The 23652-nt window shown below is 60.7% G+C and carries 22 protein-coding genes; 19 read left to right on the forward strand and 3 right to left on the reverse strand.

Going from position 1 to position 23652, the window contains the following annotated elements:
• The first annotated feature begins 17 nt into the window (after window positions 1-17).
• The 15 genes from Q0799_RS10145 (at window position 18) to fliB (ending at window position 15772) form a co-directional block, all read left to right on the forward strand.
• Window positions 18-1727 (forward strand): radical SAM protein, encoded by a 1710-nt coding sequence (locus Q0799_RS10145; protein WP_298397956.1) that lies wholly within the window; start codon window positions 18-20, stop codon window positions 1725-1727.
• A gap of 1 nt (window position 1728) precedes the next feature.
• Window positions 1729-2646, forward strand: a complete 918-nt coding sequence (locus Q0799_RS10150) for an NAD(P)-dependent oxidoreductase (RefSeq protein ID WP_298397958.1) — start codon at window positions 1729-1731, stop codon at window positions 2644-2646.
• A complete protein-coding gene (locus Q0799_RS10155; RefSeq protein ID WP_298397960.1) occupies window positions 2643-3698 on the forward strand; it encodes an NAD(P)-dependent oxidoreductase in 1056 nt (351 codons plus the stop codon). The genes Q0799_RS10150 and Q0799_RS10155 overlap by 4 nt, the downstream gene beginning before the upstream one ends.
• Window positions 3695-4630, forward strand: a complete 936-nt coding sequence (locus Q0799_RS10160) for an FkbM family methyltransferase (protein ID WP_298397962.1) — start codon at window positions 3695-3697, stop codon at window positions 4628-4630. The genes Q0799_RS10155 and Q0799_RS10160 overlap by 4 nt, the downstream gene beginning before the upstream one ends.
• 55 nt (window positions 4631-4685) lie before the next feature.
• Window positions 4686-8474: a hypothetical protein gene (locus Q0799_RS10165; protein ID WP_298397964.1), complete on the forward strand. Its 3789-nt coding sequence runs from the start codon at window positions 4686-4688 to the stop codon at window positions 8472-8474.
• Window positions 8475-8627: 153 nt separating this feature from the next.
• Window positions 8628-9284: a flagellin gene (locus Q0799_RS10170; protein WP_298397967.1), complete on the forward strand. Its 657-nt coding sequence runs from the start codon at window positions 8628-8630 to the stop codon at window positions 9282-9284.
• A gap of 75 nt (window positions 9285-9359) precedes the next feature.
• Window positions 9360-9764 (forward strand): flagellar protein FlaG, encoded by a 405-nt coding sequence (locus Q0799_RS10175; RefSeq protein WP_298397969.1) that lies wholly within the window; start codon window positions 9360-9362, stop codon window positions 9762-9764.
• A gap of 21 nt (window positions 9765-9785) precedes the next feature.
• Window positions 9786-11153, forward strand: coding sequence for a flagellar filament capping protein FliD (gene fliD / locus Q0799_RS10180; protein ID WP_298397971.1), 1368 nt, complete (start codon window positions 9786-9788; stop codon window positions 11151-11153).
• 47 nt (window positions 11154-11200) lie between these two features.
• A complete protein-coding gene (gene fliS, locus Q0799_RS10185) occupies window positions 11201-11602 on the forward strand; it encodes a flagellar export chaperone FliS (protein ID WP_298397973.1) in 402 nt (133 codons plus the stop codon).
• Between the two features lie 68 nt (window positions 11603-11670).
• Complete coding sequence (locus Q0799_RS10190; protein WP_028994529.1) at window positions 11671-11898, forward strand: hypothetical protein; 228 nt, start codon at window positions 11671-11673, stop codon at window positions 11896-11898.
• On the forward strand, window positions 11895-13004 hold the full coding sequence (locus Q0799_RS10195; RefSeq protein ID WP_298397979.1) for a flagellar hook-length control protein FliK: 1110 nt from the start codon (window positions 11895-11897) through the stop codon (window positions 13002-13004). The genes Q0799_RS10190 and Q0799_RS10195 overlap by 4 nt, the downstream gene beginning before the upstream one ends.
• The gene (locus Q0799_RS10200) at window positions 12970-13266 is read left to right on the forward strand and encodes an EscU/YscU/HrcU family type III secretion system export apparatus switch protein (RefSeq protein WP_298397981.1); all 297 of its coding nucleotides are present in this window, start codon (window positions 12970-12972) and stop codon (window positions 13264-13266) included. The genes Q0799_RS10195 and Q0799_RS10200 overlap by 35 nt, the downstream gene beginning before the upstream one ends.
• A gap of 22 nt (window positions 13267-13288) precedes the next feature.
• Window positions 13289-14080 carry a flagellar brake protein gene (locus Q0799_RS10205; protein WP_298397983.1) on the forward strand — a complete coding sequence of 264 codons (792 nt, stop codon included), beginning with the start codon at window positions 13289-13291 and terminating at the stop codon, window positions 14078-14080.
• Window positions 14081-14146: 66 nt separating this feature from the next.
• Window positions 14147-14443: a hypothetical protein gene (locus Q0799_RS10210; RefSeq protein WP_298397985.1), complete on the forward strand. Its 297-nt coding sequence runs from the start codon at window positions 14147-14149 to the stop codon at window positions 14441-14443.
• A 69-nt stretch (window positions 14444-14512) separates the two neighbouring features.
• Window positions 14513-15772 carry a flagellin lysine-N-methylase gene (gene fliB, locus Q0799_RS10215; RefSeq protein ID WP_298397987.1) on the forward strand — a complete coding sequence of 420 codons (1260 nt, stop codon included), beginning with the start codon at window positions 14513-14515 and terminating at the stop codon, window positions 15770-15772.
• 20 nt (window positions 15773-15792) lie between these two features.
• Here fliB and fliE read toward each other — a convergent pair whose 3' ends face one another.
• From fliE to Q0799_RS10230, 3 genes are read right to left on the reverse strand one after another with little or no spacing between them, the layout of a single operon-like run.
• The gene (fliE, locus tag Q0799_RS10220) at window positions 15793-16116 is read right to left on the reverse strand and encodes a flagellar hook-basal body complex protein FliE (protein WP_028994526.1); all 324 of its coding nucleotides are present in this window, start codon (window positions 16114-16116) and stop codon (window positions 15793-15795) included.
• Between the two features lie 48 nt (window positions 16117-16164).
• Window positions 16165-17505: a sigma-54 dependent transcriptional regulator gene (locus tag Q0799_RS10225; RefSeq protein ID WP_298397990.1), complete on the reverse strand. Its 1341-nt coding sequence runs from the start codon at window positions 17503-17505 to the stop codon at window positions 16165-16167.
• Window positions 17502-18617 carry an ATP-binding protein gene (locus Q0799_RS10230; RefSeq protein ID WP_298397991.1) on the reverse strand — a complete coding sequence of 372 codons (1116 nt, stop codon included), beginning with the start codon at window positions 18615-18617 and terminating at the stop codon, window positions 17502-17504. Before Q0799_RS10230 ends, Q0799_RS10225 begins: the two co-directional genes overlap by 4 nt.
• A 182-nt stretch (window positions 18618-18799) precedes the next feature.
• Here Q0799_RS10230 and fliF point away from each other — a divergent pair, with 182 nt between their 5' ends.
• Genes fliF through fliI form a run of 4 tightly spaced genes read left to right on the forward strand, consistent with a single transcriptional unit; the run spans window position 18800 to window position 23644 of the window.
• The gene (fliF, locus tag Q0799_RS10235; protein ID WP_298397993.1) at window positions 18800-20548 is read left to right on the forward strand and encodes a flagellar basal-body MS-ring/collar protein FliF; all 1749 of its coding nucleotides are present in this window, start codon (window positions 18800-18802) and stop codon (window positions 20546-20548) included.
• Window positions 20538-21536 (forward strand): flagellar motor switch protein FliG, encoded by a 999-nt coding sequence (fliG, locus tag Q0799_RS10240; RefSeq protein ID WP_298397995.1) that lies wholly within the window; start codon window positions 20538-20540, stop codon window positions 21534-21536. Before fliF ends, fliG begins: the two co-directional genes overlap by 11 nt.
• 3 nt (window positions 21537-21539) lie before the next feature.
• Complete coding sequence (locus Q0799_RS10245; RefSeq protein WP_298397997.1) at window positions 21540-22247, forward strand: flagellar assembly protein FliH; 708 nt, start codon at window positions 21540-21542, stop codon at window positions 22245-22247.
• Window positions 22232-23644 carry a flagellar protein export ATPase FliI gene (gene fliI, locus Q0799_RS10250; RefSeq protein WP_298397998.1) on the forward strand — a complete coding sequence of 471 codons (1413 nt, stop codon included), beginning with the start codon at window positions 22232-22234 and terminating at the stop codon, window positions 23642-23644. Before Q0799_RS10245 ends, fliI begins: the two co-directional genes overlap by 16 nt.
• The last annotated feature ends 8 nt before the right edge of the window (window positions 23645-23652 follow it).

A 23652-nucleotide genomic window follows, 5' to 3' on the forward strand; every position in this document is an offset into this window, starting at 1 on the left:
ACCAACAGGAGCCCCAAATGGTCAAAGAACCCAAAAAGAAAATGCTCTTCCTCGTACCCGTCCACATCTCGTACGAGTCCTACGTTTCGCCGCCGAAGAACGCGCGCACCGTGATCAAGAACGGACGCATCGTCAACAGCCTGGCCACCGACCTGCCGCTGGGCCTGCTGTCGATGTCCGCCTACCTGAAAAAACACTACAGCCTCGATATCCGGCTGGTGGACTTCAACGTCGAGGTCAGCGCACTCGACGAGTTCGACTACCCCGATTTCGCCAGCTTCGCCAAAAAATACCTGGCCGAGCATTTCGTCGCCGACTTCAGCCCGGACATCATCGGCATCTCCAGCCTGTTCAGCCCGTCCTACCAGAACTTCATCGAACTCGGCGCAGCCGTCAAGGAACTCTGGCCGGACTCCTTTCTGGTCGGCGGCGGCAATATCCCGACCAACTCCTACCAGCACATCCACCAGACCGGCGGCTTCGCTTATTTCGACGCCCTGTGTTTCGGCGAAGGCGAAAAACCGATGCTGGGATTGATCGAGGCCGAATCGCCGCAGGACTACGTTGAACGATCCGAATCGTGGATCACCGCGCGCAAGCTGGAAGATTTCTTCATCCCGAAGCACGACTTCATCGTCGACCTCGACGAAATCCCGTTCTACGACTACGCGCTGTGCGACCACGGCCGGCACAGCCTGAATCCGGTGATGACCTCCTATGCGGCGCATTCGGACAGTACCGGCTACCACATCATGACTTCGCGCGGCTGTCCCTTCCACTGCACCTTCTGCGCCTCGCACCAGGTACATGGACGGAAGATGCGCTATCACTCGACCGACCGGGTGTTCGCCGACATCCGCCGGCTGGTCAAGGACTATGGCGCGCAAACGCTGATCTTCCAGGACGACCACTTCATGGCCGACAAGGCGCGGGTGCTGACGATCCTCGGCTTCATCGAGCAGGAGAAGCTCAACGCCATCTTCCAGAACGGCCTGACGCTTTATTCGCTCGACCACGAGACGCTGTCGGCGTTCAAGCGGGCCGGCGTCAACCAGCTGGTGCTGCCGCTCGAGAGCGGCAGCGAGAAGGTCCTCAAGCACCAGATGAAGAAACCGCTGAAGATGAGCATTTCCCGTCAGGTCACCGAGGATTGCCGCAAGCTCGACATCTACACCAACGCCAACGTGCTCATCGGCCTGCCCGGCGAAACCCGCCAGGACATCGAGGAGGCGCGACTGAACCTGCGCACGATCCCGGCCAACTGGTATCACGTGGTCTGTGCCAGCCCGGTAGTCGGCAGCGAAATCCACAAGATCGCCTCGGAAAAGGGTTACATTTCGGGCAACGTACTGGGCGCCGATTACCGGACCGCCGTCATCAACACCCCGGACTTCAGCGCCGACTACATTCAGGACATGCAATACGTCTTCAATCTGGAACTGAACTTCCTCTACAACAGCGACCTGCGCCTGGGCCGCCTGGCCACCGCCGCCGCCGGCTTCCGCAACGTGCTCAACCTGCGCCCCGACCACCTGATGGCCAACCTCTGCCTGGGCTACGTACGCATGAAGGAAGGCGATACTGAAGGCGCCGCCGCGCACCTGGAAAAATGTCACGAATACCGGATATCAGGCGGCTGGGACAGATTCCTGGCAATCATGGATCTGAACGTGCCGGCGTCGACCGGCGAGATCATCCCGACCATCGAGGGAAAGTGGCTACACTGACATGAAACGCATCCTCCTGACCGGCGGCGAAGGCTTCGTCGGCCGCAACCTGCGCGAGTCGCTGGCGCGACGCCCGGATTTCACGCTGTTCAGTCCGGGCCAGGCCGAACTGGACCTGACCGACAGCAGCCAGGTCGCCGCCTGCCTGGCGGCGGCGCAGCCCGACCTGATCATCCACTCGGCGACCTCGAACACGGTCGGCAAGGGCTACGACAGCGATGTCTGCGAGCAGAACCTGCGCATGTTCTTCAACCTTGTCCGCCATCGCCCGGCCGGCGCCCTCCTGTATACGCTGTGCAGCGGCTCGAGCTACAACCGCGACAACTGGGTCGAGAACATGCGCGAGGACTACCTCGGCCAGCACATCCCGAGCGACAGCCAGGGTTTCTCGAAATTCGTCATCGCCAGCCACGCCCGGCACCTCGAGGACGTCGTCACGCTGCGCCTGTTCGGCATCTTCGGCCGGCACGAGGACTACCGCTACAAGTTCATCTCGAACACCATCGCCAAGCGGCTGGCCGGCCTCGAGATCACCCTGATCCGCGACGCGCTCTACGACTACCTCGATGTCGAGGATTTCTGCGCGATCGTCGACCGCCTGATCGACGGCAACGTCCGCCAGGGTGAGTTCAACGTCACCCCGGACGAATCGGTCAGGCTGTCGCGGATCGTCGAACTGGTCGACCAGAACCTCGGCATCGACCGCGGCTACACGATCGCGACGCCCGGCCTGGGCCGCCCCTACACCGGCGACAACGAACGTTTACGGTCGACCCTCGAAAATCTCGATTTTTCACCGATCGACATCTCGATCCGCAAGCTGATCCGCCACTACACCGAAAACATCGCGACGATCGACGTCGACGCCCTCCGCCAGGACGCCCTGCTGCAGCACGCGCAGGCAATCAACCGCCGATGATCACGACACCGATGCGCGAAGACTTCGCCGCCCTGGCCGCGGTCGAGTCGCTCTACCAGCCGCTGCAGGGCCGGCGGATCTACGTCACCGGCGCCAGCGGCCAGATCGGCTGGTATCTGGTGCACTTCCTCTGCTTCCTGATCGCTGGCGGCCACCTGCGCTGCGAGCTCACCGCCCATCTGCGCAACCCGCGCCGGCTGCAGGAAAAGTTTCCCGAGCACGCCAGCCTGCCGTGCCGCTTCGCCGTCGACGAGGATGCCGCCACCGCGCTCGCCGCCGCCGATTTCGACCTCGTACTGCACTGCGCCAGCCGGGCCAGCCCGAAGCACTTCGCCGGCTCGCCGGTCGACGTGCTGACGCCGAACGCGATCCTGACACAGGCGCTGCTCGAACAGCTGCGGCGGCGCAATCCCGCGTGCCGCTTCGTCTATCTCAGCACCACCGGCGTCACCGGCTTCATCCCGGACGAACAACGGCCGTCGAGCGAATCCGAGTATGGCCCGCTGAGCTGCACCGAACTCGGCAACTGCTATCTCGAATCGAAGCGCTTCGGCGAAATGCTCTGCCTCGCCTACCAGCAGCAATACGGCATCCCGGTCCTGATCCTGCGCCCGTCGATCACCTACGGGCCGGGTTTCGAGCTCGATGACGGCCGCTCCTACGCCGATTTCGTCCGGGCGCTGCTGGCCGGCGAACCGATCCGCCTGACCAGCGACGGCAGCGCCGTCCGCAATTTCCTCTACGTCGCCGACTTCGTCCGCGGCCTGCTCGTCGCGCTGGCCAAGGCCGCGCCCGGTGCCGTCCTCAACGTCGCTTCGCCGGCACCGATCAGCATCCTCGAGCTGGCCACGCTGCTCAACGACCGCGCGCTGTCCCGGCCGCTCGGCCAGGTCGAGCGCCAGACCAGCCCGGCACAGGCGATGACCCGGGTGAATTTCAAAAGCACCGACGCCTCGGTCGACCAGTTGCGTGCGCTGGGCTGGGAAATGACAATAGACCCGCTCGCGGGATTCCAAAGAACGATCCGACACTATCAGGAATGCATCCAATGAAGCTGGCGCAACTCAGGAGCGACTTCGCCGCCGGGCAGGTCGACAAACCCCGGTACATCGAACAGGCCTACCAGGATTACCACCGGCAACTGTTCGAGTACGCCGCGATGCTGCCGGAGACCGACATCCGCGAGATCAGCATCGACGCGTCCGGCGTCGTGTTCACGACCCGCAGCACCGGCGTGCGCATCCGCTGCCAGCCGGGCGACCACCGCTCGCCGCCGGTCGAGACCTTCAACTTCAACGACTTCGAGCCGCGCGAGTCGCGCATGATGTTCAAGCTGTTCGAGGGTTGCAGCCACTTCTACGACATCGGCGCCAACATCGGCTGGCATTCGCTGAATCTGGCCGCCACCTATCGCCATGCCAGCTTCGAGTGCTTCGAGCCGATCCCGTCAACCTATCAGCACCTGACCGGCAACATCGCGCTCAACCGCTTCACCAACATCCGCACCCACCACGTCGCGCTCGCCGAGCGCCGCGGCGCGCACACCTTCTATTTCTACGAAGCCTGCTCGGGCAACGCTTCCGGCGTGAACCTGACGGGCCGCCCGGACGTCAGCGAAGTCGAGTGCCAGCTGCACCGCCTCGACGACTACGTCGCCGAGCATCGCCTGGCGCCGCCCGACTTCATCAAGTGCGACGTCGAAGGCGCCGAGCTGCGCGTTTTCCAAGGCGCCCCGCAAACCCTGGCCCGGGATCAGCCGATCATCCTCGCCGAAATCCTGCGCAAGTGGTCGGCCAAGTACGGCTACAACCCGAACGAGATCTTCGAGTTGCTCGCCGGCCACGGCTACCGCGCCTTCACCAGCGACGGCAGCAAGCTGCTCCCGTTTACCCGGATGACCGAGGAAACCGTCGAAACCAACTTCTTCTTCCTGCACGCCAGCCGCCACCAGGCGCAGATCCGCAGGTTCACGATCGACGAGTAGAAGACCCGGAAAACCGAATCGCCGACCGACCAACGCCCCTGCCGCGAAGACCCTCATGACCGATCATCATCACGCCACGTTCTGCCCTGCCGCCAAGCGCCCGCGCTCGATCAACGAGCGCAGCAACGTGCCGTTCTACATCTACGCCCCCGACTACCGCGACAGCTCCGGCGGCATCCGCGTACTGCACTACCTCTGCCACATCCTCAACGAAATGGGCGAGGAGGCCTATCTGGTCGGCACCCAGGTCGCTTCGCCGCGGCTGCGCACCCCGGTGCTCACCCTGAAGCGACTGGAAGAACACTTCCTGGCCGGCCAGACACCGGTCACCCTATACCCGGAGGTGGTCTCCAACAACCCCGCCAACACCCCGTTGATTGCCCGCTGGCTGCTCAATGTCCCCGGCCATCTGGGCAAGGACATCGACTTCGAGCCGGAAGACCTGATTTTCTATTACGAGGCCTGGTGCCTGCCGCCGCAGATGAGCGGCCAGCCGCTATTCATCCACCCGGTCGATGAAAGCGTTTTCCATAACGACGACAATCCGGACGACGAAGCGCGCACGCTCGAGTGCTACTACGCCAACAAGTACTTCCTCGGACAGCACCCGTTGCTGCCCGAACACGAACAACTGATCAGCCTCGGTCAGGAGGTCAAGCGCACGCCGCAGGAAATCGCCAGCATCCTCCGTCGCAGCAAGGTACTGTATTGCTACGAGCCCTCCGGGATTATCAGCGAGGCGCAAGCCTGCGGCTGCCCTGTACTGCTTGTCCGGAGCAGCTACATGCCCTTGCCCGAGGACGATCCACACCACCGCATTCCCGGTCTGGCCATTTACGGCGAACCCCATGCGCTGGAAAAGGCAAAGCAAAGTCTGCGCTGGACCCCGGCCGCTCACGAAGCTGCCCGGGACCAATCCTGGGCACGTACCCAGGCAATGGTGGAATCCGTCTATCGCAAGGCCGAGCATCTACGGACCCACGGCAAGCCACTGCTCAACGAAACACAGGCGATGTGGTCTCTGCCCCTGGCTGAAAGACCTGCTGCCGCCGAGCGATTCCGGGAAGCATATGCGGAAACCGGACTCTGTGCGATCACCCATCAATCCCCAGGCCTGCTAGCGGTAAGCCAAAGGCAATCCGGCACAACGAAGAGCAACTGCCGAGACGACGATTACCTGCGCTGGCTCGATAGGCGTGATCTACTTATCGCACAAAGTCCGTTAGATGGCGTTTGCCAAGACACAGGCTTGACCACCTTCCAGATCATCATCCGGGTGACGTCCGAGGAGGCCTCCGGCCTGGCCTCCACGTTGGATTCCCTGGCGGGACAAATCCATAGCGGCTGGCACCTCGACATCCTGACTTCGTTGCCAGAACCAGAGGGACTAGCCGACATTCCCTGCATCGGCTGGCATACCGTTTCAAATGAGGAAGCGTTTGCTGCGCTGCCCCGGAAACTCGTCACAGACGGCGAGTATGACTTTGTAATCGAACTACCGGCTGGTGCCCGACTCGATCCCTTGTACTTGTGGCGGATCGCAAAAACTGCAGCAAGCAACATCAATTGCAGTGCCTTTTTTGTCGACGACGATTTATACGACGATGATGGCGGAAAACGCTCATCGCCCAGGCTAAAACCTGGCATCAACCCGTCTGCGCTGATCGAAAGCGACCTCGCAGGTCCGCTCTGCATGCGCCGGACACAGTGGCTTGCCACCGCCGAGGCGCACGATTCAGTCAGTCCATGGTTCGACAAACTGCTGGCAATTGCCGAACAGGATGGCTGGGATACGCTTCATCACATCCCGGACATTCTAATCAGCCTCCCCAAGAACGGAACGGACCGCGCCCCGTCCTGCCGCACGGCGATACGAGCCCACCTCCAGAGGCGCGGCATCGCTGCAGACCTCATTGACAGCGGCCCAAGCAGCTGGCACATCCGTTACCCGTTGGAACGCACACCGGAGATCACGCTGGCCATCATTTCGGACAGTGATTTCCTGCATTCGAGCATTGTCCGCTGCGTAGAAACCATCCATCGCTATACGCGCTATCCTGCCTTCAACATCATCATCTGCAAGGCATCTGGCGATTCGGATCCGGAACTACTCGCCCACATCGAACGTTGGCGAGGCGAGTTCAAGACCAGCATCCAGCTACTCTCCCCAGCCCCGCCGCAAACCTATTCGGCACTCTGCAACCACGCGACGCAGGCAGCGACGACCGAGTTCCTCGCCCTGCTCGACGAGGAAGTACAGATCATCCAGGATACCTGGCTGGAAGAATTGCTGCGCACCGCCCTCCAACCGAACATTGGCGCGGTTCTCCCCTGCCAGATACAGCCAGGCTCATCCCTGATCAATTGTGCAGGACCCGTACTTGGCCTGAACGGCTTAGTCGACTCGCCTTATCGGGGACGGGTCAAATACGGCACCGCTGTTGCCCTCAATTGGTTGCAGACAACACGGGATGTCGGCGCCATCCCGAAAGGCGGATTCCTCGTCAACAGAAAAAGCTACATCAGAACCGGTGGCATGGACGAGGACATAGTGCTCGCCGACCTGGCCATGGCCGATCTCGGACTCAAATTGCGGAGGCAAGGTGACAGACTGATCTATCAACCCTTATCCAACATTGTCTATCAGGCCCCCACGGCGGGCGCCTTGCCGGAGCCCCAGGAAGCCCTTGCCCGCAAGCAACTGAAACAATTCAGATCACGCGACATTTTCATTGAACGTTGGCGTTCCAAGGCATCGATTGACCCCTTCTGGAATCCGAACCTTTCACTGGCTGGCCGAATTCCCGGACTGGAAACGTCACATCTCCCCCCTTGGCATGTTGTTCCCAACCAGCAACTGCGCATACTTGCCCGACCGGTCACCAACGGCCAGGGCTATTATCGCGTCACGGCCCCCCTCGACGCCCTGCATGCCGAAGGGAAAATCCAGCGCTGCATCTGGGATCAGAGCAATTTCCGACCAGCCACCCCTGCCGAATTGATTCGTCTGGCACCCGATGTCCTGGTCGTACAAAACTATCTGGGGGACTCCTGCCTCCACGAACTGCGAGAAACTCGCAATATCACCCCCCGTCCTTTCGTCATTCAGACACTGGACGACCTGATGAGTGGCCTAGCAGCAAGCAACCCTTTGCGTGCCACCATCCCACCGAACCCTGCTGAACGCATCCAGCATTCGCTGGCCCACTGTGATCGCTTGATCGTATCCACAGACTATCTGGCAGAGCATCACAATCACCACGTCAAAGACATCAAGGTCGTTCCGAACCGGCTCGAACAAGCCCTCTGGCTTCCGCTGAGCAGCCAGAAACGCACTGGCAAAAAACCCCGTATCGGGTGGGCCGGTGGCACCACCCACCAAGATGACCTGCTACTGCTCGAAGAAATCATTACGGCAACACGCGATGATGCCGACTGGATCTTCATGGGCATGTGCCCGGAATCGATCCGCCCGCTACTGTCCGAGTATCATCCGATGGTTGGGCTTGCCGATTACCCGGCCTACTTGGCATCCCTGAACTTCGATATTGCGGTGGCTCCTTTGGCCGAAACCCCTTTCAATCGTGCCAAAAGCAATCTTCGCCTGCTTGAATATGGCATTCTCGGCATTCCGGTGGTTTGTACCGATATAGCTCCATATCGCAACAGCCCCGCCTGCCGGGTAAAAAACACGCCAGCAGCGTGGATTCAGGCTCTGCAGGAGCGCATCCATGATCCTGATGCACGCGAGCGAGAAGGACGCGTCATGCGGGAATGGGTTCTCCGAGCCTACATTCTTGAGGATCACCTGGACGAATGGCTGATGGCACATCGACCAAATTGAGTCGGACAAGATAAATCATCACAAACAAGCTAAAGTTATTGCCAGTAACGTCGATAATAGACTTGTCAGCGAATTAATCGCCGTACAACCGGGGCGGCAAAAGCCGAAAAGCCTGTAACCGATCCCAAGTACTCATTAATCAGGAGATGCAAAATGTCGCAAATTAACACCAACACCTATTCGCTCAATGCTCAGCGCAACCTGGCCAAGAACTCCCTCGGCCTCTCTTCCGCCATTGAGCGCCTGTCTTCCGGCCTGCGGGTTAACTCTGCCAAGGACGACGCCTCTGGTCTTGCCTCCGGTATGCAGAAGGAAGCTTCGGCACGTGTAACCGCTGTTGAAATCCGCCAAGCTCAGGATGCGATCTCGGCAGCGCAGATTGGTGACGGTGCTCTCTCGGTCGTGGGCGACATCGTGACGCGTATCATCGAACTGAACAAGATGGGTGGCGGCGATGCAGAAATCGCACTGCTGGTCGCCGAAGCCGGTACCATCCAGGCTGACGCGATTGCCAAGGGCGGCTCCTTCACCTCGGTCGCTGTATCTTCGACCTCTGACGCTACGACACTGACCAGCGTTTCTGACTCCCGCGCATCGGCCGGTGCAACGATGAATAACCAGGAATACAAGATCCAGGCCTTGCGCGTCAGCTATGAAAACCAGCAAGCCGCTCGCAGCCGCATCATGGACGCCGACTTTGCCGAAGAAACCTCGCGACTGTCTCGCTTCCAGGTCCTGCAACAGGCCGGTACCGCGATGATCGCCCAAGCCAACGCCATCCCGCAGAACGTGCTCGGCCTGCTGCGCTAATCGTCGGAATCCATTTGGGGCATGGTGCAGCGGCTTGCCTAAGGCCGCTGCACCTTTGTTCATGAGGAGTCGGAAATGAACATTGATTCTGTCAACACAGTCGCGGTTTCTCCGCCGACAACGCGGGCCGAAATGCCCAAAGGGCCATCTCGCGAAGGCGTTCCTGCTGCAACGCAGCCAAATGCAAACGCGGGGCGTGCAATCCAAAGACAAGAAGGGCAAACCTCACAAACCAACGATGGGCAAAACTCCCCGTCAAGAGACGAAGTCGAGGATGCAGTATCCCGCTTGTCCAAGTTTGTGGCACCGAATCAGTCCGAGATAAATTTCTCGGTTGATGAATCTTCAGGCGTCCGTGTGGTCAAGATCATTGACCGGAACTCGAATGAAGTCATTCGACAAATGCCTTCCGAGGAAGCGGTAGCATTAGCTCGGGCATTGGACAAGCTGCAGGGTTTGCTAATCAAGGACAAGGCATAATCACTGCTGGAAGGAAACATCATGGCAAGCGTCAGCTCACTCGGTATCGGCACAGGTGTCGATCTGCAAAACATGCTCACCAAGATTCTGGCGGCTGAGCGCGCGCCGATCACGCGCATTGACGCCCAGATATCCTCTGCCAAAAGCAAGATTTCGGTTTACGGCACCCTGAATTCCAAACTGGACAGCCTCAAGACCGCTGCCGAAACCTGGCAGTTTCCTTCGCGCCTCTCCGCCGTGGGCGCAACCTCCAGCGATACCAAGGTACTCACCGCATCCGCCAGCTTCAATGCGGCAGTTGGTTCCTACACGATGGAAGTTACGCAACTGGCCAGCGCGCAAAAGAGCTATTCCGATGCCTACGCTGCTGGCACGACGTTTGCCGCCGGCAACATTGAAATCAGTGTTGGCGGCGGATCCCCCATCAACATCGCCATTGACGCAGGTTCGACATTGACGCAAGTCAGTGCCCAGATCAACGGCGCCAAAGCGGGTATCACCGCAACGGTCGTCACCACTGGCGACGGTAGTCAGCGCATGATCCTCTCCGGGGACAAGCCCGGTGCAGCGAATAGTTTTACCTTGACATCAACGGCCGTACCTTCTTCCGGGCAGCCGCTTGAAGTCGCGGTAATGAACGATGCGGACATAGCAATCGCCAATGCCGCTGACGGGCTGATGCGCAGCTCTGCCAAGGATGCCGCGATGAAGATCGACGGCATTGCAGTGACCTCAAGCACCAACACCTTCAGCACTGCCATTCAGGGCCTGACACTCACCGCCGCATCGCTTGGCACGTCGAACATCACGGTCAAGACAGATACAGCCAAGATTACTTCTGCGGTCCAGGCCTTTGTGGACGGCTACAACGAAGTGGCCAAGGTCATTAAATCGAACAGCAGTTATGATGCCGCCACGAAAACCGGCCAAGCGCTGAGCGGCGATAGTGCGGCGCGCTCGGTCATGTCTGCCCTCGGCTCAGCACGGAACACTGTTCCGGCCGAACTTTCGGGTGCGAACCTGACAGCCCTCCATCAAATCGGCATCACCATCCAGCAGTCCGGCGAACTCAAACTTGATGCGGCAAAGCTCGAAAAAGCGATCAGCGAAACGCCAAACGATGTAACAAATCTGATGCAGGCGTTCGGCAAGGAATTTGCAAGCACCATCACCAACCTGCAAAGCAGCAGCGGGACCATCGGCAATAGAATCAGCAGCCTGAACGACTCTGTCTCGCGCTTCAACGTCAGCAAGGAAAGCATGGAAGTGCGAATTTCGCTTGTCGAGAAGCGCTACCGCGCTCAATTCACGGCGCTCGACAAATATGTGAACTCCATGCAGACTACAAGCGGTTACTTGGGGCAGCAACTCGCCATGTTTACTAAGTGACTTGCTGTTCTCCTGCCTGAGTTTTCACTTTTTCCGAATGCACCACCATGTTTTCAAGCCCCATTGCTGCTTACAAGCAGATTGATCTTGAGTCCGAAATCCGTGGCGCAGACCCGCACCGGCTGATCATATTGTTGTTTGATGGCGCGGAAAGCGCCATGCACCAAGCGCTGGCTTGCATGGAAGCCAACGACATTCCTGGCCGCTCGAACGCGCTGATGAAAGCCATCGACATCATCCTCAGCGGCCTTTCGGCCAGCCTGAACGTCGAGGAGGGCGGCGAGCTGGCGCAGAATCTCAAGGCCCTGTATGACTACATGGTTTCCCGCTTGATTCATGCCAATGTTCACCAGGACCCCAACGCCATCCGCGAAGTACAGAAACTGCTCGGTGAAATTTCGGGAGCCTGGCGCGAGATGGGCGAAAACCTCCGTAAAGGCGGCGCTTGACCAACACCGGGGGATCAGCCGTGCCCACAGACGCCCTCTCCGCGCTGGACGAGCAACTGGATACCTTGATGAGCATGCTCAACAACGGGGAATGGGAAAGCTTGCCGGACCTGGAGCCTGCCTTGCTTGGAGCACTGAACGCCGCAAACGGTCCCTTGCCATCGGGAAGCATCACGCGCCAGCGGCTCGAAGCCATGCAAGACAAGCTGACGCGCGCGATCGAAGCCTGCATGACGCGCAAGGAACAGATTGCCCCGCTGGTTAATGCACTGAGCAAACCGAAAATCCAGCCATGATTCCGCCGGATGTAGCCAGCGCCCTGCGCCCCACCCTGGCCGATTCGAGTAGCACGCAGCAGTCCCAGCAGACCCAGCCGGTTTCTCCCACGCAGCGGATTGCCGATGTCCTCAGCAATCTCGTTCCCGGCCAGCGAATATTTGCCGAAATACAGGCGCTGTTGCCCAATGGAAGTTACCGCGCCCTGGTCGCCCAGCGCGACGTCACGCTGGCGCTGCCCTTTGCCGCAAAGCCCGGGGACAGCCTGGAACTCGAGGTCGCGGAGTCCGATGGCAAGCTGACACTGGCTTTTGTCGCCAACCGCTCGGATGCCCAGGCCAAGACGGCGGATCCTTCCGTTGCCACCTACCTGAGCCGGGCCGGCAAACTGATTGGCGACCTGATGCAAGGCATTGACGGCGAAGGCAAGCGGGCACCGGCCGCCCCCCTGAACGGCAACCAGGCGCTGGTGTCGACCATGCCGAAGGATGGCACCACGCTCGCTCCCCTGCTCAAGCAGGCCCTGAGCCAGAGCGGCGTATTTTACGAAGCCCACCAGGCACGCTGGATCAGCGGCAAATTGCCCACCGAACAGTTGCAGATGGAGCCCCAGGGAAAACTTTCTCCGGCATTCAATTCGGGACAGCCGACTGCAACCGCAAACAATCCGGCATCAACCGCCAACCCGCGTGCCGAATCGGCTGCAGGACAGACCGCACTCGTCGGCGGCGTCCCCCGGGAAATCGCCCCCATCGTCCAGCAACAACTCGACGGGCTGGCCAACCAGAGCTTTGCCTGGCAGGGACAGGTCTGGCCAGGTCAGAAAATGTGGTGGGAAATTGGTGAAAATCCGGAAGACCGCCAGCTGACCGGCGAGGAAGCCAGTGCCCGCTGGCATACCCGCCTGAAGCTGCAGTTGCCCCTGCTCGGCGATATCGATGCCCGCCTGCATCTCCAGCCCGGAGGCGAGCTCGGCATCCGCATCCTGTCCACCTCGAGCGATGGCGAATCCCGCCTGCGCGATTCCCTGCCGGCACTGCAGAAGCAACTTGAAGCGGCCGGCCTGACGGTCCGCCAACTCCTCGTCGACCATGGCACAGATCAACCCGAACGATCCGGTACGTGAGGCCATCGCCCTGGCCTACCGGCAAACCGACGCGGCCCCCCGCGTCGTTGCCAAGGGCAAGGGGCTGGTCGCCGAGGAAATCATCGCCAAAGCCAAGGAGCACGGCGTATTTGTTCATGAATCGCCGGAGCTTGTCGCCTTGCTAACCCAAGTGGATATTGACGAACACATCCCCCCGCAGTTATACATGGCGGTAGCCGAGCTGCTGGCTTGGCTGTATCGTATCGAACAGGGCGAAACGCTGGAACCGCCGACATTGTGACCACATGGATAGCCTCGGGCAAATGATGCCAGTCTCTGAAGAAACCTCCGTCCCGGTTTTCGAAATCGACCAACCGGAAAATTATGGTCAGTACATTCTCGGCAACCCGCTTGAAATATTGCGCCATCTGCGCATACTCCAGGAACAGCGCCACTTCATCACCCTTTATCTGGACGCCGGCCAGCGCTTTTTCCTGACCACCATCCTGGCTATCGACGAAGACGGGCAGCGCCTGGTGCTCGATCCTCCCGGCCAGGCAGCTCTCCTGCAACCGGCATTGGACGCGACACAGAGCACGATGATGACGCTGGTCGACCGGGTCAAGATACAGTGGCGTCTGGCCCCGCTGCAGATGACGCAACACGAAGGCCGGCCGGCGCTGGCGGCGGCACTGCCGACCCGGATACTGCGTCTGCAGCGCAGGGAATTCTTCCGCATCGAGACACCCAAGCTGTCGCCCCTGCATTGCAAATTTGCCCGTGTGCACCCCGACGGGCGCGCCGAGGCCTTCGATTTCCCCTTGTTCGACATCAGCGGCGGAGGCATGTGTCTGACCGGACCGATCAGTCACGCCGACAAATTCACGCTTGGCGAACTCTTTGCCGACTGTCGCCTGGACATTCCTGGAGAAAGCGTACTCTCGGTCAATATCCGCATCCGCGAAATATCGCGCATCGAGACGGCAAGCAACGAACAATTTCTGCGCCTGGGATGCGAATTCATCAATCTGCCCGGAACACGACAGACCCTGATCGAACGCTACATCACCCGCCTTGAACGGGAGCGCAAGCTACGCCACCAGGCACTTGCCTGACACCCTTGGCAAGGAAGCCAGCGCTGACTAGAATGCGCCCCTTCCGTCGAACAAGTTCCTCGAGGCATGCAGCACAGCAGCATTCAGTACCAACATTTCTGGATTGAACTCGTTCTCGGCATCACGATGATCATCGTGCTTGCCATCAATCCGCTGGAAAAAGCCTTGGTCGCCACATTGGTATTGGGCATTGGAATCCTGGCCAGCCGGACGATCCACAAGGGTCGACTCGCTGCAGCAAAACTGGCCGAAAAACGGCGCGCACAAAAAGAAGCCTACGAGCGAGCCGAAGAAGCACGCCGCCAGAAACAGGAAGCATTGCTGCGAGCGCAGCGTGAAGCAGCTGAAAAATACTTAACTTGAGGAATAAGTGCTTACGGCCAGCCTGTCTTCGCTTACCATCGCGCTCATCACCATAAGCCTCTGGTCGAAATGACGGGAAAAAAAGCACTCGCGCTCCACCACTACCCCAAATTTGAGTGCATCGGTTCAAGCTGTGAGGACTCCTGCTGTACCGGATGGCAGATTGCAATCGATAAACCGACATATCTCGCCTACAAAAATAGCCGGGATAGCACGCTCTCCGAATTATTTTCGCGGGCGATAAAGCGCAATCCCCGTTCGAAAAGCGCACACGACTTTGCCCTGATCGTAATGGGCGCAGATAAATCCTGCCCCTTCCTCGACACGCAGAATCTCTGCCGAATTCACAAGGAAATGGGGCACACAGCGCTCAGCAACACCTGCTCGAGCTATCCGCGAACCGCTAATTTATTCGGTAACGAATTCGAGTATTCGCTGGCACTCTCCTGCCCTGAAGCAGCGCGCCAGATACTGCTTGATCCGGAACCGATACATTTCGTCGAGGTAACGGCCAACCCCGTTCTGGAACAACCGACCTCACTGCTTGGCAGGCTTTCGGGCAAAGCACTTGACGACGATGCCATTGCCAACATGAATGATCTGCGTGCCGTCATTGTCGCCATCCTTCAGGCTCGCACGATCAGTCTTGAAGCACGCCTGCTGCTTCTGGGACGCCTCCTGGCGGAGAGCGAATCGGCGATGCAGTCAGGCCCACAGGGAGTCAGCAAACGATTACCGGACGTTCTCGGCAAATATGTCGAGATGCTCCATCACGCCCACATCATTCAGGAGCAAATCGAGGCACTGCGCCCCAATCCCGTCCAGCGCCTGCGACTTTTTCAGACGATACTCACCGATCTTCAACCCGATATTCAGCAGCCAGTACTCAAACGCTGTTTTGACGAGGCCTGTCGTGGTCTGTCATGGAAGCCGGGCGAATCTTCAGACGATAGCCAGCTTATCGCCTTGCACGAAGACATATACCGGAAGTACCTGGGGCCATTCCTGACCGACCATCCCTTCGTGCTGGAAAACCTGCTGATTCACCACGTATTTCGTTCGCTTTTTCCCTTCCGGGGCAGCAGCCCCAGCAGTCAATATCGCGAACTGGTTTCCCTGTATCTTATTTCACATGCTTTCCTGCTCGGGCTGTCGGGATTTCGGGAAGGCACGAGCCAGGAAATGATTGTCGAGTTCTTCTACTCATTTTCCCGGCTGGCTTCACACAACAAGAACTATCTGGGCCAGGTTGCCGACTCCCTGGAGAAACGGCTCGGCATTGGCATCGGGAATCTGGCCGGATTAATGATCGTACGCGGCAAGGACTAAAAAGCTCTCCCTGGGAGAGCTTAGACCTGCATGTTCATCATGTCCTGGTATGCGGTGACCAGTTTGTTGCGCACCTGGACCATTTCCTGGAAGGAAACACTGGCCGTCTGCAGGGCGATCATCACTTCGTGCAGGTTCTGTGTGGTGTCGCCGGCGACCATTTTCTCGGCCATCTGATTGGCGGACTTCTGCGTATCGTTGACCTTGTCGATGGAGTTTTTCAGGACTTCGGAAAAATCGGCAACGCCCGCCACCCCTGCAGAAGAATCTGCCGGCTTGCCGGATGCCTGCGCTGCGGTGGACCGCAGCACGCTCAACATTTGTTCAATACCCTTGGTGTCCATGATTCCCATCCTCCAACTGCGGAATACAGAGCAATAAACGGACCAGGATCAATCCCGGTAATGCCCTTCTTCCCGATACTGCTGAAGCTTGTAACGCAAGGTTCGCTCGGAAATCCCCAGACGCTCGATCGCCAGCTTGCGTGAACCACCGACTTCGGCCAGGGTCTGCAGGATGTGCTCGCGCTCCAGATCCTTGATGTTCATATTATCCCCCCTTTTTTCATCGAGGGTCACGACAGTCGACGCCTGGGGCGCCACCTGACCGACAAGGTTGAGGTGCTCGGGTTCGATGCACTGGCCCGGCGCCATGATCAGCGCCCGCTGGACAACATTTTCCAGTTCGCGCACATTGCCCGGCCAACCATAGGAGGTAAGTGCTTGCTCGGCCAGCGGAGACAGCTGCATGCCGGTTCGCCCGAAACGGGCACCGTGCTCGGTGATGAAATGACGGGCGATCGGCAGGATGTCCAGCGAACGCTGACGCAGCGCCGGGATGGCCACGGGGAAGACATTCAATCGGTAATAAAGGTCCTCACGGAAAACACCGCGGGCGACGGCGTCCGCCATATCCCGGTTGGAAGTGGCGACGATCCGGATATCGAGTTCGACCGGCTTCTTGCCGCCGACCCGTTCGACTTCCCGCTCCTGCAGGACACGCAGCAGCTTGGCTTGCAGCCCCATGGGCATTTCGGTCACCTCATCCAGCAACAGGGTGCCATGCTGGGCCTGCTCGAACTTGCCGGCCTGCGCCTGTTGCGCTCCGGTAAACGCCCCCTTTTCATAACCGAACAGCGTCGCCTCAAGCAGGCTGTCGGGGATGGCTGCGCAGTTGATGGCAACGAACGGGCCGTCGCAGCGGGCCGAATTGCGATGAATGAAGCGAGCGACCACTTCCTTGCCAACCCCGGATTCACCCGTCAGCAACACGGTCGCATCAGTCTGCGCCACCCGCTTGGCCATGGCGAACATGTCGCGGCTGGCCGTATCTTCGGCAACCACGCCAGCATCATCACGGTGGGTCGCCAGTTCGTACTTGTTGATGTAACCGATCAGGGCTTGCGGTTCGAAAGGCTTGAGCAGGAAATCACAGGCGCCGGCGCGCATCGCGTCGACCGCCTTGTCCACCTCGGCGTAGGCCGTCATCAGCACCACCGGCAGGTAGGGCAGACGGGCGCGGATTTCCTTGAGCAGGGTGATGCCGTCCATCGGCATCATGCGTACGTCGCTGACGACGATCGAAAACGCCTGGCTCTCGAGCGCCCGCAAGGCGGCCTCGCCGCCATCGACGGCCACATAAGGCCGACCGGCCAGTTCCAGCGTATCGCCGATGGCTTCGCGCAGACTGGGATCGTCCTCGACGACAAGAATCGGCAAACTGTTTTCGCTCATTGATCGATTTCCGTTGTAGCCACCCCGGCCGGCAGCGTCATGACAAACTCGGCCCCGTCGACGACCGACGGGGAAATTTCTATCGTACCGCCGTGCGCCCGGGCAACGCCCAGCGCAATCGCCAGCCCCAGCCCGGTCCCCTGCCCCTTGGTCGTGTAAAACGGCTCGAAAATTCGGGCGCGCTTTTCCGGGGGAATGCCCGGCCCGGTATCGCGCACCGAAAAACGCAGGCAATCGCCGGAAAAATTGCCGCCCAGGCAAATTTTGCCGGCAGCCGGCGTCGCCTGCAGGGCATTCTCGAGCAGATTCACCAGAGCACCAAACAAAGCCTTCCGGCTACCGACCAGCCGCCCATCCTGACATTGATCAAGGACGACGAAATCGATGCCCTGTTCGCGCATCAGCGGCTCCATGGTCTGGGCCGCCTCGGCAAGCAATTCGCCGGCAACGATCACATCGGCACCGATGCTTTCGCCCCGGGCAAACAACAGCACGTCCTGGATCAGGCGCTCCAGGCGACGCAGTTGCCCGGTTGCCTTGTCGGAAAACCTGGCGCGTGCATCCTCGCTCATGCCGGGTTGGCCGAGATTGGAAGCATAGAGCAGCGCCGCTGCCAGTGGCGTCCGCAATTGATGTGCCAGCGACGCCGCCATTTCGCCCATCGCCGCCAGCCGCTGGCTACGCTCCAGCTCTTCCTTCATCCGCTGCGCCGTACTGATGTCGTGCAGCAGCAGAATTTTCCCGTCACCCGATGGCAGCACGCTCTCCGCAACGGACAGGCGACTCTCGCCGAGCATCCACTCGCCGATGGTCAGTGTCGGCTCCAGGCAGCGATTGACCACATCGCCCCAGTGCGCCCCGACCACCTGGTCGCCGAACATTGCCATGGCCGCCGGATTGACCGCCGCCACCCGCGCCGAAGCATCGAGCAGCACCACGCCCGCCGGCAGGGCATCGAGCAGCGAAGAAAGACGCTCGGACAAGGCTTCCTTCTCACGGTACTGACGACGCAATTCGCCGTTGGCCACCGCCAGTTCTTCGGTCAGCGAGGCTACCCTGCCCTGCAGGGTTTCGTAAGCCTGCGTCAACTCGGCCGAAACCTGGTTGAACATGGCAAAAGCGCGCTGCAGTTCTGCCGCTTTGTCGGCTGGCGCGGCGTCGCTGGAGGCTGGCGGAGGGTTTGTCATTAAAAAGTTAGGGTGCATTCGGCGCCGGTAATAGTAGAATATTTCTAGGAAAATTTGGCTTCCCGATTGATTCTTCTTCTGTTTCCCATAACCCGACCTGGCATTTGATGGCAGCTAGCACTGAAACCACAGCAGGAAATACCCCGGCGGAAAACCCGACGGATCGCCTGCGCGAGGCTTTCAACCGCCTGAATGATCAGCAGAAGATCGGTCTGGCCGTTGCCATCGCTGCCATCATCGCGGTCATCGTCGGCACCATCCTGTGGAGCCAGCAGCCCGACTTCAAGGTTCTGTTCTCCAACCTGAACGAGAAGGACGGCGGCAGCATCGTTGCTGCGCTGGAACAACAGAACATTCCACACCGCATGTCGAGCTCCGGCGCCATCATGGTACCCAGCGAGCGGGTGCACGAAGTCCGCCTGAAGCTCGCCTCCCAGGGCTTGCCGCGAGGCGGCAATGTCGGTTTCGAACTGATGGAGAACCAGAAGTTCGGCATCAGCCAGTTTGCCGAACAGGTGAATTATCAGCGGGGTCTGGAGGGTGAGCTGGCGCGGACCATCATGTCGATCGGTTCGGTCGAGGCTGCCCGGGTGCATCTGGCCATTCCCAAGCCCTCGGTATTCGTCCGCGAAGAACAGAAACCGACCGCCTCGGTCATGCTCAACCTCTACCCCGGGCGCACCCTGGACGGTGCCCAGGTCGCCGGCATCACCCACCTGATCTCGTCCAGCGTGCCGCAACTGCAATCGAGCAATGTCAGCATCCTTGACCAGAACGGCACGCTGCTGTCCTCGCTGAAAAACCGTTTGACCGAAGCCGGCCTCGATGCGACGCAACTGAAATATGTCCGCGAAGTCGAGAACAGCATCGTCGGGCGTATTGAGCAAATCCTGAAACCGGTGCTCGGCGAAGACAACTTCCGCGTGCAGATTGCCGCGGACATCGACTTCTCGCAGAGCGAGCAGACGGCCGAGACCTTCCGTCCCAATTCAGCGCCCGACGCAAGCGTGATCCGCAGCCAGCAAAGCAACGAGACGGCCAGCGTCAATGAAGCAGTCGGCGGCGTCCCCGGCGCACTGACCAACCAGCCGCCGGTACCGGCCACCGCCCCGCTGACCGCGCCGGCCGTCGGCGGCACCCCGGGCCAGCCCGACGCACAGGGGAACATCCCCGGCCGCATCGACGCCGCTGGCATTACCGCCCCGCTCAACGCCGCCGGTCAGCCGATCAACACCAGCAAGAACTCGACGATCAATTACGAAGTCGATCGAACCATCCGCCACACCAAGCAGGGCATGGGCGCCGTCCGGCGCCTGACGGCCGCCGTGGTGGTCAATCACCGCAAGGCGCTCGACCCCAAGAGCGGCGAAGAGGTCAGCCGTCCGCTGCCGGAAGCGGAAATGAAACAGATCAACGACCTGGTGCGTGAGGCGATGGGCTTCAGCCAGGAACGCGGCGACTCGATCTCGGTCGCCAACGCGCCGTTCGCCGGCACCCAGAAGACCGACCTGTCGATGCCGATCTGGAAGGACCCCGACAACATCGATTACGCCAAGGAACTGGTCAAGTACCTGCTGATCATCGGCGTTATCGCCTTCCTCTACTTCAAGGTCATCCAGCCTTCGCTGAAAACCATGTTCCCGGCGCCCGCAACGGGAGACGAAGCAACCACGGCCGACGGCGTTGCCGGCGCCATTGGCCACGTCGCCGTCGTCGGCGAGGACGGCGAAACCGAGGACATCGTGCAGATCGACCACTATGCGGCCAAGGTGCAGAAGGCGCGCGACCTCGCGCAGGCCGACGCCAAGGCGGTAGCAAACATCATCAAGGACTGGATGGGCGCCAATGCCGGGTGACGACGGACTGGAAAAGAGCGCGACACTGCTGATCGCGCTGGGCGAGGACCACGCCGCCGAAGTGCTCAAGCACCTCGGCCCGCGCGAGGTCCAGAAGCTCGGACATGCGATGGCGGCGCTGAAAACCGTGCCGCGGGCGACGGTCGAGACCGTGCTCGACGAATTCCATAAAAACATGGAAGAACACTCGGCGGTGCACGTCGACACCGACAATTACATCCGTTCGGTGCTGACCAAGGCACTGGGCGACGACAAGGCCTCGAACCTCATTTCGCGCATCCTCCAGGGCGGCGAGACTTCGGGGATCGAAGGGCTGAAGTGGATGGATGCCCAGACTGTCGCCGACCTGATCAAGAACGAACACCCGCAGATCATCGCCACCATCCTGGTCCACCTCGAGCACGACCACTCCAGTGAAATCCTCAACCATTTCACCGAGCGTCTGCGCAACGACGTGGTGCTGCGCATCGCCACGCTGGAAGGCATCCAGCCGGCTGCACTGCGCGAACTGAACGAAGCCATGTTGCGAATCCTGTCCGGTTCGACCAGCATCAAACGCACCGCGATGGGCGGCGTGCGGACGGTCGCCGAAATCCTCAATTTCATCGGCACCGCCAACGAAACTTCGGTGGTCGACGCGATCCGCGAATACGACCCGGATCTGGCGCAGAAGATTCTCGACGAAATGTTCGTGTTCGAGAACCTGCTGGAGATCGACGACCGCTCGATCCAGATGATCATGCGCGAAGTCCAGTCCGACTCGCTGGTCCTGGCGCTGAAGGGTGCTTCGCCGGAGTTGCGCGAAAAGATTTTCAAGAACATGTCGCAGCGGGCGGCGGAAATGCTGCGCGAAGACCTGGAGTCCAAGGGACCTGTCCGCCTCTCCGAGGTCGAAGCCGAACAGAAGGAAATCCTCAAGATCGTCCGCCGCCTTGCCGACGAAGGCCAGATCGTGCTCGGCGGCGCCGGTGGCGAACAGATGGTCTAACCCATGGCAGGCGTCATCCCGAAAGAACAACTGGCTGCTTACCAGCGCTGGCAGGCAAATGCCTTCGATGCGCCGGACGATGTCGTCGAGGAACCGGCGGAAACTCCGGTCGAAATTGCCGAGGTTGTGGAGGAGGAACAAGGCGAAGCTGTCGCCGGACCGCTCAACCTGCCGACTGCCGACGACATCGAACAGATCCACGAACAGGCGCGCCAGGAAGGTTATCAGGCCGGCTACGAAGAAGGCCTGCAAGCCGCCGCCGAGGCCATGCAGACCGCCCGCGACGAGGAACTCGCGCGGCTACGCACCCTGGTCGAGAATTTCCGGCAATCGCTGGGCGAGCTCGACCAGGCCGTCGGCGAGCAGACGCTGGACCTGGCGCTCGAAGTCGCCTCGCTGGTCCTCGGCAGCACGCTGACAATCCGCCGCGACCTGTTGCTTCCGATCGTTCGCGAAGCCCTGCAGGCCCTACCCTTGCATCACGGCAACCTGGCCCTGCATGCCCATCCGGACGATCTAGACGCCCTGCGGGCGGGCCTTGTCGAAATCGGCCCGCCCGGTAGCATCAATCTGGTTCCCGACAGCACCCTGAGTCCCGGCGGGTGCCTGCTCAAGGCCGGTCACAGCGAAATCGACGCGACGCTGGAAACGCGCTGGCGGCGCGTCCTCGAAGCCATCGGTGTCGAGCCCGAAAAATGGCTGATCCGGTGAATCCGCCCGACCATCGCCGGCGCTGGCAGGATTTCCTCGACGGTTGCCGGCATAGCGCCGGCAATGCCCAGGCAATCTGGCCCAGCGGCCGGCTGACCCGGATCAACGGCCTGGTCATGGAAGCCTCGGGACTGAAACTTCCCTTGGGAAGCACCTGCCGCATCCACCCCACGACCGGCGCGCCCATCGAGGCCGAGGTCGTCGGTTTCGCCGGCGAGAAGCTCTACCTGATGCCCTCCGACGAAGTTTTCGGTCTGGCCCCCGGCGCCCGGGTGGTCCCGTTCGACGCGCCCAGCCCGCCGCCCCAGGTCGATCAGCCCGGCCACCTCAAACGGCGCGCCATCGACCGCGCCAAACAGGTACCGGTCGGTGACGAACTGCTCGGCCGGGTGCTCGACGGCGTTGGCCGGCCGCTGGATGCGAAAGGCGTGCTGCGCGCCAGCCAGGCCCGGCCGCTGCAAAGCCGCCCGATCAATCCGATGAGCCGCGCCGCCATCGAACGTCCGCTCGACGTCGGCATCCGGGCGATCAATTCCCTGCTGACGGTCGGTCGCGGACAGCGCATGGGCCTCTTTGCCGGCTCCGGCGTCGGCAAATCGGTCCTGCTCGGGATGATGGCCCGCTACACCGAAGCCGAGGTGATCGTGGTCGGCCTGATCGGCGAACGCGGCCGCGAAGTCAAGGAATTCATCGAACACATTCTCGGCGAGGAAGGCATGCGCCGGGCCGTCGTCGTCGCCGCCCCGGCCGATACCGGTCCGCTGATGCGCCTGCAGGGTGCGGCCTACGCCACAACCATCGCCGAGTACTTCCGCGACCAGGGCAAACATGTCCTGCTGATCATGGATTCGCTGACCCGCTACGCCATGGCCCAACGGGAAATCGCCCTGGCCATCGGCGAACCGCCGGCCACCCGCGGTTATCCGCCATCCGTCTTCGCCCGTCTGCCGCAACTGGTCGAACGCGCCGGCAACGGCGTCGAAGGCGGCGGCTCGATCACCGCCTTCTACACCGTACTGGCCGAAGGCGACGACCAGCAGGACCCGATTGCCGATTCGGCACGCGCCATTCTCGACGGTCACATCGTGCTCACCCGGACGCTTGCCGACGCCGGCCACTACCCGGCCATCGACATCGAGCAGTCGATCAGCCGGGCCATGGTCAATCTGATCGACGACAACCAGCTCGACCACATCCGCCGCTTCAAGGTCCTGTTCTCCCGCTACCAGCGCTCCCGTGACCTGATCGCCGTCGGCGCCTACGCGCCTGGCTCGGACCCGGTGCTCGATCAGTCGATCGCCATGTACCCGCGCATGGAAGCCTTCCTGCAGCAGAAACTGACCGAAAAATCGGACTTCCTCTCCAGCATCGGCCAGTTGTCCGGCCTGTTCAGCTGACGCGTTAA

Origin of the sequence: uncultured Azonexus sp. (genome assembly GCF_937982035.1) — a bacterium.
Taxonomy (GTDB): domain Bacteria; phylum Pseudomonadota; class Gammaproteobacteria; order Burkholderiales; family Rhodocyclaceae; genus Azonexus.